This is a genomic window from Samsonia erythrinae (genome assembly GCF_004342665.1).
Taxonomy (GTDB): Bacteria; Pseudomonadota; Gammaproteobacteria; order Enterobacterales; family Enterobacteriaceae; genus Samsonia; species Samsonia erythrinae.
Genome location: NZ_SMBY01000019.1, coordinates 22,498 through 31,464, shown reverse-complemented (window position 1 = coordinate 31,464; position 8,967 = coordinate 22,498). Strand labels below are relative to the sequence as shown.

Annotated in this window: 8 protein-coding genes; all 8 read left to right on the top strand. The window is 50.5% G+C overall.

The window, feature by feature from the left end:
* On the top strand, positions 1-840 hold an 840-nt coding region (tuf, locus tag EDC54_RS17350), incomplete at its 5' end, for an elongation factor Tu (RefSeq protein ID WP_132459317.1).
* 237 nt (positions 841-1,077) lie between these two features.
* Positions 1,078-1,461: a preprotein translocase subunit SecE gene (gene secE / locus EDC54_RS17345; protein ID WP_132459314.1), complete on the top strand. Its 384-nt coding sequence runs from the start codon at positions 1,078-1,080 to the stop codon at positions 1,459-1,461.
* A 1-nt stretch (position 1,462) separates the two neighbouring features.
* Positions 1,463-2,008, top strand: a complete 546-nt coding sequence (nusG, locus tag EDC54_RS17340; RefSeq protein WP_109491411.1) for a transcription termination/antitermination protein NusG — start codon at positions 1,463-1,465, stop codon at positions 2,006-2,008.
* A 160-nt stretch (positions 2,009-2,168) separates the two neighbouring features.
* The gene (gene rplK, locus EDC54_RS17335; protein ID WP_132459311.1) at positions 2,169-2,597 is read left to right on the top strand and encodes a 50S ribosomal protein L11; all 429 of its coding nucleotides are present in this window, start codon (positions 2,169-2,171) and stop codon (positions 2,595-2,597) included.
* Positions 2,598-2,600: 3 nt separating this feature from the next.
* A complete protein-coding gene (gene rplA / locus EDC54_RS17330; protein ID WP_132459308.1) occupies positions 2,601-3,305 on the top strand; it encodes a 50S ribosomal protein L1 in 705 nt (234 codons plus the stop codon).
* Positions 3,306-3,620: 315 nt separating this feature from the next.
* Complete coding sequence (gene rplJ, locus EDC54_RS17325) at positions 3,621-4,118, top strand: 50S ribosomal protein L10 (protein ID WP_132459305.1); 498 nt, start codon at positions 3,621-3,623, stop codon at positions 4,116-4,118.
* Between the two features lie 66 nt (positions 4,119-4,184).
* Entirely contained in the window at positions 4,185-4,553 is a 369-nt protein-coding gene (rplL, locus tag EDC54_RS17320) for a 50S ribosomal protein L7/L12 (protein ID WP_132459302.1), read from the top strand.
* Between the two features lie 325 nt (positions 4,554-4,878).
* The gene (rpoB, locus tag EDC54_RS17315; protein WP_132459299.1) at positions 4,879-8,907 is read left to right on the top strand and encodes a DNA-directed RNA polymerase subunit beta; all 4,029 of its coding nucleotides are present in this window, start codon (positions 4,879-4,881) and stop codon (positions 8,905-8,907) included.
* Positions 8,908-8,967: the final 60 nt, after the last annotated feature.

The window sequence follows — 8,967 nt, the reverse complement described above, 5'->3', positions numbered from 1 at the left end:
ACCCGTGAGCACATCCTGCTGGGTCGTCAGGTTGGCGTTCCGTACATCATCGTGTTCCTGAACAAATGCGACATGGTTGATGACGAAGAACTGCTAGAACTGGTTGAGATGGAAGTCCGTGAACTGCTGTCTCAGTACGACTTCCCGGGGGATGACACGCCGGTGGTTCGTGGTTCCGCACTGAAAGCGCTGGAAGGCGATGCAGAGTGGGAAGCGAAAATCATCGAACTGGCAGAGCACCTGGATAACTACATCCCAGAGCCAGAGCGTGCGATTGACAAGCCATTCCTGCTGCCGATCGAAGACGTATTCTCCATCTCCGGTCGTGGTACCGTGGTAACCGGTCGTGTAGAGCGCGGTATCATCAAAGTGGGTGAAGAAGTTGAAATCGTGGGTATCAAAGATACCGCGAAATCTACCTGTACCGGCGTTGAAATGTTCCGCAAACTGCTGGACGAAGGCCGTGCCGGTGAGAACGTCGGTGTTCTGCTGCGTGGTATCAAACGTGAAGAAATCGAACGTGGTCAGGTCCTGGCGAAGCCGGGTTCAATCAAGCCGCACACCCAGTTCGAATCTGAAGTGTATATTCTGTCCAAAGACGAAGGTGGCCGTCATACACCGTTCTTCAAAGGCTATCGTCCGCAGTTCTACTTCCGTACAACGGACGTAACGGGCACCATCGAACTGCCGGAAGGCGTAGAGATGGTGATGCCGGGCGACAACATCAAAATGGTTGTTACCCTGATTCACCCGATTGCGATGGACGACGGTTTGCGTTTCGCCATCCGTGAAGGCGGCCGTACAGTAGGCGCGGGCGTTGTTGCTAAAGTTATCGCTTAATCGCTGATAATATTTGACGCAACAGGCGATAAGAGGGCATCATTTGATGCCCTTTTTCTACGCTGTCATGGTAGAACCTATCTCATCAGCGATTGTAGGGTATAATCATTGGTGAGATGGGCTCTGTGGATACGGCGTAAATACCGAATTCTCTGTTTTACAGAACATCTTTCGGTTTGGTTGCCCCGCGGTTGCGGGGCAAAGTTATTTGTCTGAATCATTGTGACAGGTTGGTTTATGAGTGCGAATACCGAAGCTCAGGATAGCGGGCGTGGCCTGGAAGTGATTAAGTGGCTGGTAGTGGCAGCCTTACTGATCGTTGCGATTGTTGGTAATTCTATTTATCGCGAAATCAGCCTTCCTCTGCGTGCATTGGCCGTTGTTATTCTGATCGCCTCCGCCGGTGGTGTGGCTCTGTTGACCACAAAAGGCAAGGCGACTGTAGCGTTTGCCCGCGAAGCGCGTACCGAAGTGCGCAAAGTCATTTGGCCAACTCGTCAGGAAACGTTACACACCACGCTAATCGTTGCCGCGGTGACTGCCGTGATGTCACTGATTTTGTGGGGACTGGATGGCATTCTGGTCCGTTTAGTCTCGTTTATCACTGGCCTGAGGTTCTAAGATGTCTGAAGCTCCAAAAAAACGTTGGTACGTCGTTCAGGCGTTTTCTGGTTTTGAAGGCCGCGTAGCTCAATCGTTACGTGAGCATATTAAGCTCCATAATATGGAAGAGCTATTTGGCGAAGTCATGGTTCCTACTGAAGAAGTGGTTGAAATCCGTGGCGGCCAGCGTCGTAAAAGCGAACGGAAGTTCTTCCCAGGCTATGTTCTGGTGCAAATGGTGATGGAAGATGCCAGCTGGCACCTTGTGCGTAGCGTTCCCCGTGTTATGGGGTTCATCGGCGGTACTTCTGATCGTCCTGCACCCATCAGCGACAAAGAAGTGGATGCGATCATGAATCGTCTTCAACAGGTTGGTGATAAGCCTCGTCCGAAAACCTTGTTTGAGCCGGGTGAGATGGTTCGCGTTAACGATGGGCCGTTTGCCGATTTTAATGGTGTCGTCGAAGAAGTGGACTATGAGAAGAGCCGTCTGAAAGTGTCTGTTTCTATTTTTGGGCGTGCAACGCCTGTAGAATTGGACTTTAGCCAGGTCGAAAAAGGCTGATTGGCTGACGATTTCTGCTGAAAATAGCTGCTTGCCTATGGCGCGAAATTAATCTACAATTTCGCGCCTTTTGTTTTTCAGCGGCCTTACATGGCGTCTGAAACGTAATACAAACCACGGGGAGCCTTACGGCGATATTACCCAATCGAGGAAAAGCTCAATGGCCAAGAAAGTACAAGCCTATGTCAAGCTGCAGGTTGCAGCTGGTATGGCTAACCCGAGTCCACCGGTAGGTCCGGCTCTGGGTCAGCAAGGTGTGAACATCATGGAATTCTGTAAAGCGTTCAATGCTAAAACTGAAAGCATTGAAAAAGGCTTACCGATTCCGGTTGTTATTACCGTTTATTCTGACCGTTCTTTCACCTTCGTTACCAAAACGCCTCCTGCAGCTGTTCTGCTGAAGAAAGCCGCGGGTATCAAATCTGGTTCCGGCAAGCCGAACAAAGATAAAGTGGGTAAAGTAACGAGCGCTCAGATTCGTGAAATCGCAGAAACTAAAGCTGCGGACATGACGGGTTCCGACGTAGAGGCCATGGTGCGCTCTATCGAAGGTACTGCTCGTTCCATGGGCCTGGTAGTGGAGGATTAATAGATGGCTAAGCTGACCAAGCGCATGCGCGTGATCCGTGACAAAGTTGATGCAACTAAACAGTATGACATTAACGAAGCCGTTGCTCTGCTCAAAGAGCTGGCCACTGCTAAATTCGTAGAAAGCGTTGACGTTGCCGTTAACCTCGGCATTGATGCTCGTAAATCTGACCAAAACGTTCGTGGCGCAACTGTTCTGCCTCATGGCACCGGTCGTTCTGTTCGCGTAGCTGTCTTTACCCAAGGTGCAAATGCTGAAGCGGCTAAAGCTGCTGGTGCAGAGTTCGTTGGCATGGAAGATCTGGCTGAACAGATTAAAAAAGGTGAAATGGGCTTTGACGTTGTTATTGCTTCTCCTGATGCAATGCGCGTTGTTGGCCAGTTGGGTCAGGTTCTGGGGCCGCGTGGCCTGATGCCGAACCCGAAAGTGGGTACTGTAACGCCTAACGTTGCTGAAGCGGTTAAGAATGCTAAAGCGGGCCAGGTTCGTTACCGTAATGACAAAAACGGTATCATCCATTCCACTATCGGTAAGGTTGATTTCGAGTCTAACCAATTAAAAGAAAACCTGGAAGCGCTGCTGGTTGCGCTGAAAAAAGCGAAACCTGCTCAGGCAAAAGGCGTGTACATCAAGAAGGTTAGCCTGTCTACGACTATGGGCGCAGGCGTTGCGATTGACCAGAACGGTTTGAACGCGGCGGCTAACTAATCGCTTTTGTTCCGCTTTACTCGGGCGTGAGATTTACCTATAATTTTACGCCCGTTGCCTTAGGAATAGGGCAACGCCAGAATTTTCGGTTGGAGCCTGGCCTATCCAGGCCTCCGTCCAAGACCGCAGGTGTTTCGCGAGAAACTTAATTTTCCTGCGTAGACGGTGACAGAGCCTAAATAACGTTTTTCTTTTTTATAAAGAATAATTTTTACTGGATTCTGCTCACCGTGTTTCAACGCCCATCGCTAATTTTGGCGATGGGTGAAGTGAGTTCCGGAGAGTTTCTCCGGCTAAATCCAGGAGCAAAAGCTAATGGCATTAAATCTTCAAGACAAACAAGCGATTGTTGCTGAAGTCAGCGAAGTGGCCAAAGGTGCGCTGTCTGCGGTTGTTGCGGATTCCCGTGGCGTTACCGTTGATAAAATGACCGAACTGCGTAAAGCAGGTCGTGAAGCTGGCGTGTATATGCGTGTTGTTCGTAACACCTTGCTGCGCCGTGCTGTTGAAGGTACTTCATTTGAATGCCTGAAAGACACGTTTGTTGGTCCGACCCTGATTGCATATTCTCTGGAACACCCGGGCGCTGCCGCTCGTTTGTTCAAGGAGTTCGCGAAAGCGAATGCAAAATTCGAGGTCAAAGCTGCAGCCTTTGAAGGCGAGCTGATCCCGGCGGCTCAAATTGACCGTCTGGCAACGCTGCCGACTTACGAAGAAGCACTGGCACGTCTGATGTCGACCATGAAAGAAGCCGCTGCCGGCAAACTGGTCCGCACTCTGGCTGCTGTTCGCGATGCAAAAGAAGCGGCGTAATTGCGCTTTCTTTTCTAACGCACTTGCTAACGTATAAACTATTTCTGATTCTTAGGAACAATTGTTATGTCTATCACTAAAGATCAAATTCTGGAAGCAGTAGCAGCTATGTCTGTAATGGATGTTGTTGAGCTGGTTTCCGCTATGGAAGAAAAATTCGGTGTTTCTGCTGCTGCTGCTGTCGCTGTTGCTGCTGGCCCGGCTGCTGATGCTGCTGAAGAAAAAACTGAATTCGATGTTGTGCTGAAAGCTATCGGTGCTAACAAAGTTGCTGTGATCAAAGCCGTTCGTGGCGCAACCGGTCTGGGCCTGAAAGAAGCCAAAGATCTGGTTGAATCTGCTCCGGCAGCGCTGAAAGAAGGCGTGAGCAAAGACGACGCTGAAGCACTGAAGAAAGCATTGGAAGAAGCTGGCGCAGAAGTTGAAGTTAAATAAGCCAATCTTCCAGATAGCAGCCTGATTAACCAGGCTGATGGCTGGTGACTTTTTAGTCACCAGCCTTTTTGCGCTATAGGGTGTCAATGGGTTTTCACACTATTTAGCCATTGATTTCCCAAATATTTTTTTCTATTGACGACTTAATATACTGCTTTCCAGCTGGGCTCCCTGCCTGAGCAAGGGCAATGAAATGGTTTAAGAGTAATAGAAAGACGTATTGCGGAAAGTTCTCCATTTTCCGACCAAGATAAATAGTGTTGCATGAACTGTCCTTCTTAGGGCAGACAGAGTGGTTCGACTTGTCAGCTAGCTGAGGAACCCTATGGTTTACTCCTATACCGAGAAAAAACGCATTCGTAAGGATTTTGGTAAACGTCCGCAAGTGTTGGACATACCTTATCTCCTTTCTATCCAACTTGACTCGTTCCAGAAGTTTATCGAGCAAGATCCGGAAGGTCAGTACGGACTGGAAGCCGCATTCCGTTCTGTTTTCCCCATACAAAGCTATAGCGGTAATTCAGAGCTGCAATACGTTAGCTATCGCTTGGGCGAACCGGTTTTTGACGTTAAAGAATGTCAAATCCGTGGTGTAACGTTCTCTGCGCCGCTACGCGTGAAACTGCGTCTGGTGATCTACGAGCGTGAAGCGCCTGAAGGCACCGTTAAAGACATCAAAGAACAAGAAGTTTACATGGGCGAAATTCCGCTCATGACCGATAACGGTACCTTTGTGATCAACGGCACTGAGCGTGTCATCGTGTCTCAGTTGCACCGTAGCCCGGGTGTGTTCTTCGATAGCGACAAAGGTAAAACTCACTCTTCAGGTAAGGTGCTCTATAACGCACGTATCATTCCTTACCGCGGCTCTTGGTTGGATTTCGAGTTCGATCCGAAGGACAATTTGTTTGTCCGTATCGACCGCCGTCGTAAACTGCCTGCGACCATTATTCTGCGTGCGTTGGGCTACTCGACCGAACAGATCCTCGATCTCTTCTTCGATAAAGTTGTCTATGAAATTAATGGCAACAAATTGCAGATGGATCTGGTTCCTGAGCGCCTGCGTGGTGAAACCGCTTCGTTTGATATTGAAGCGAATGGCAAGGTCTATATTGAAAAAGGCCGCCGGATCACAGCACGCCATATTCGTCAGTTAGAGAAAGACGGTATTGAGCGTATTGAAGTGCCGGTTGAATATATCTCCGGCAAAGTGCTGTCTAAAGATTATATCGATGAGAGCACGGGTGAACTGATCGGCGCAGCGAATATGGAGCTGTCGCTGGATCTGCTGGCGAAGCTGAGCCAGTCTGGTCACAAACGTATTGAGACCCTGTTTACCAACGATTTGGACCATGGTCCGTACATGTCTGAAACCTTGCGCGTCGATCCGTCAAGCGATCGCCTGAGCGCGCTGGTTGAAATCTACCGCATGATGCGTCCTGGCGAGCCGCCGACGCGTGAAGCCGCAGAAACGCTGTTCGAGAACTTGTTCTTCTCTGAAGACCGCTACGATTTGTCAGCGGTTGGACGCATGAAGTTCAACCGTTCTTTGATGCGTGATGAAATTGAAGGTTCCGGGATCCTGAGCAAAGACGACATCATCGAAGTGATGAAGAAGCTCATTGATATCCGTAACGGTAAAGGCGAAGTGGATGATATCGACCACCTCGGCAACCGTCGTATCCGTTCTGTCGGTGAAATGGCGGAAAACCAATTCCGCGTGGGTCTGGTACGTGTAGAACGCGCGGTGAAAGAACGTCTGTCTCTGGGCGATCTCGATACGCTGATGCCGCAAGACATGATCAACGCGAAGCCTATCTCGGCTGCCGTGAAAGAGTTCTTCGGTTCCAGCCAGCTGTCGCAGTTTATGGATCAGAACAACCCGCTGTCTGAGATTACGCACAAGCGTCGTATCTCTGCATTGGGCCCCGGTGGTCTGACGCGTGAGCGCGCCGGCTTTGAGGTTCGTGACGTACACCCAACCCATTATGGTCGCGTTTGTCCTATTGAAACGCCGGAAGGTCCGAACATCGGTCTGATCAACTCCCTGTCCGTTTATGCGCAAACCAACGAATACGGTTTCCTTGAAACCCCATATCGTCGTGTGCGCGATAACGTGGTGACGGATGAGATCCATTACCTGTCTGCGATTGAAGAAGGCAACTTCGTTATCGCGCAGGCGAACACTAATTTGGACGAAGAAGGTCGTTTCATCGACGAACTGGTTACCTGCCGTAACAAAGGCGAGTCCAGCTTATTCAGCCGCGATCAGGTTGAATATATGGACGTTTCCACGCAGCAGGTGGTTTCCGTTGGTGCGTCACTGATTCCGTTCCTGGAGCACGATGATGCCAACCGCGCCTTGATGGGTGCGAACATGCAACGTCAGGCTGTGCCGACACTGCGCGCTGATAAGCCGCTGGTGGGGACCGGTATGGAACGCGCGGTTGCGGTTGACTCCGGTGTTACCGCCGTTGCCAAACGTGGCGGTACAGTACAGTACGTGGATGCGTCCCGTATTGTCATCCGCGTTAATGACGATGAAATGTATCCGGGCGAAGCTGGGATCGACATTTATAACCTGACCAAATATACCCGTTCTAACCAGAATACCTGCATCAGCCAGATGCCTTGCGTGTCTCTGGGGGAACCGGTAGAACGTGGCGATGTTCTTGCTGATGGCCCGTCCACCGATCTGGGTGAACTGGCGCTGGGTCAGAACATGCGCGTGGCATTCATGCCGTGGAATGGTTACAACTTCGAAGACTCTATCCTCGTTTCTGAGCGCGTTGTCCAGGAAGATCGTTTCACCACTATCCACATTCAGGAACTGGCCTGTGTGTCTCGTGACACCAAGTTGGGGCCAGAAGAGATCACCGCTGACATCCCGAACGTGGGTGAAGCGGCGCTTTCCAAGCTGGATGAGTCCGGTATTGTTTACATCGGTGCGGAAGTAACCGGTGGCGATATTCTGGTTGGTAAGGTGACGCCGAAAGGCGAAACTCAGCTGACTCCGGAAGAGAAACTGTTGCGTGCAATCTTCGGTGAGAAAGCGTCTGACGTAAAAGACTCTTCTCTGCGTGTGCCAAACGGCGTTTCCGGTACGGTTATCGACGTGCAGGTCTTTACCCGCGATGGCGTGGAAAAAGATAAACGTGCGCTGGAAATCGAAGAAATGCAGCTCAAGCAGGCTAAGAAAGACCTGACTGAAGAGTTGCAGATTCTGGAAGCGGGTCTGTTTGCTCGTATCCATGCTGTGCTGGTTTCCGGCGGCGTTGAAGCCGACAAACTGGATAAATTGCCGCGTGAGCGTTGGCTGGAGCTGGGTCTGACTGATGAAGAGAAACAGAATCAGTTGGAGCAGCTGGCTGAACAGTACGATGAGCTGAAGCATGAGTTTGAGAAAAAACTCGAAGCCAAACGCCGTAAAATCACTCAGGGCGATGATCTGGCACCGGGCGTGCTGAAAATCGTCAAGGTTTATCTGGCTGTTAAACGTCAGATTCAACCGGGTGACAAGATGGCGGGTCGTCACGGGAACAAAGGTGTTATCTCCAAGATCAATCCGATTGAAGATATGCCTTACGATGAAAACGGCGTACCGGTCGACATCGTACTGAACCCGCTGGGCGTACCTTCGCGTATGAACATTGGACAGATTCTGGAAACCCATCTGGGGATGGCTGCGAAAGGTATCGGCGACAAAATTAACGCCATGCTTAAGCAGCACGAAGAAGTGGCCAAGCTGCGCGAATTCATCCAGAAAGCTTACGATCTGGGTGACGATGTGCGCCAGAAAGTCGACCTGAGTACTTTCTCTGACGAAGAAGTGATGCGTCTGGCTGAGAACCTGAAGAAAGGTATGCCTATTGCCACGCCGGTATTCGACGGTGCAAAAGAGAAAGAAATCAAGGAACTGTTGCAGATGGGCGGTATCCCTACCTCCGGTCAGATTACCCTGTACGATGGACGTACCGGTGAAAAATTTGAGCGTCAGGTTACCGTGGGCTACATGTACATGCTGAAGCTGAACCACTTGGTTGACGATAAGATGCACGCTCGTTCCACCGGTTCTTACAGTCTGGTGACTCAGCAACCGCTGGGTGGTAAGGCGCAGTTCGGTGGTCAACGCTTCGGTGAGATGGAAGTGTGGGCGCTGGAAGCTTATGGTGCAGCTTATACCCTGCAAGAAATGTTGACCGTTAAGTCTGATGACGTAAACGGCCGTACCAAGATGTATAAGAACATCGTGGATGGCAACCATCAGATGGAACCAGGCATGCCGGAATCCTTCAACGTGTTGTTGAAAGAAATCCGCTCGCTGGGTATCAACATCGAGCTGGAAGAAGAGTAATCCCAGCTCGTTGTATTGCTGGCATTCGTCATAGGGGGGCCTGAACCTTGTTTAACTACC

Excerpts from the sequence above, each read along its gene's own strand:
- secE (WP_132459314.1), top strand. The coding sequence starts at position 1,078 with ATGAGTGCGAATACCGAAGCTCAGGATAGCGGGCGTGGCCTGGAAGTG.
- nusG (WP_109491411.1), top strand. The coding sequence starts at position 1,463 with ATGTCTGAAGCTCCAAAAAAACGTTGGTACGTCGTTCAGGCGTTTTCT.
- rplK (WP_132459311.1), top strand. The coding sequence starts at position 2,169 with ATGGCCAAGAAAGTACAAGCCTATGTCAAGCTGCAGGTTGCAGCTGGT.
- rplA (WP_132459308.1), top strand. The coding sequence starts at position 2,601 with ATGGCTAAGCTGACCAAGCGCATGCGCGTGATCCGTGACAAAGTTGAT.
- rplJ (WP_132459305.1), top strand. The coding sequence starts at position 3,621 with ATGGCATTAAATCTTCAAGACAAACAAGCGATTGTTGCTGAAGTCAGC.
- rplL (WP_132459302.1), top strand. The coding sequence starts at position 4,185 with ATGTCTATCACTAAAGATCAAATTCTGGAAGCAGTAGCAGCTATGTCT.
- rpoB (WP_132459299.1), top strand. The coding sequence starts at position 4,879 with ATGGTTTACTCCTATACCGAGAAAAAACGCATTCGTAAGGATTTTGGT.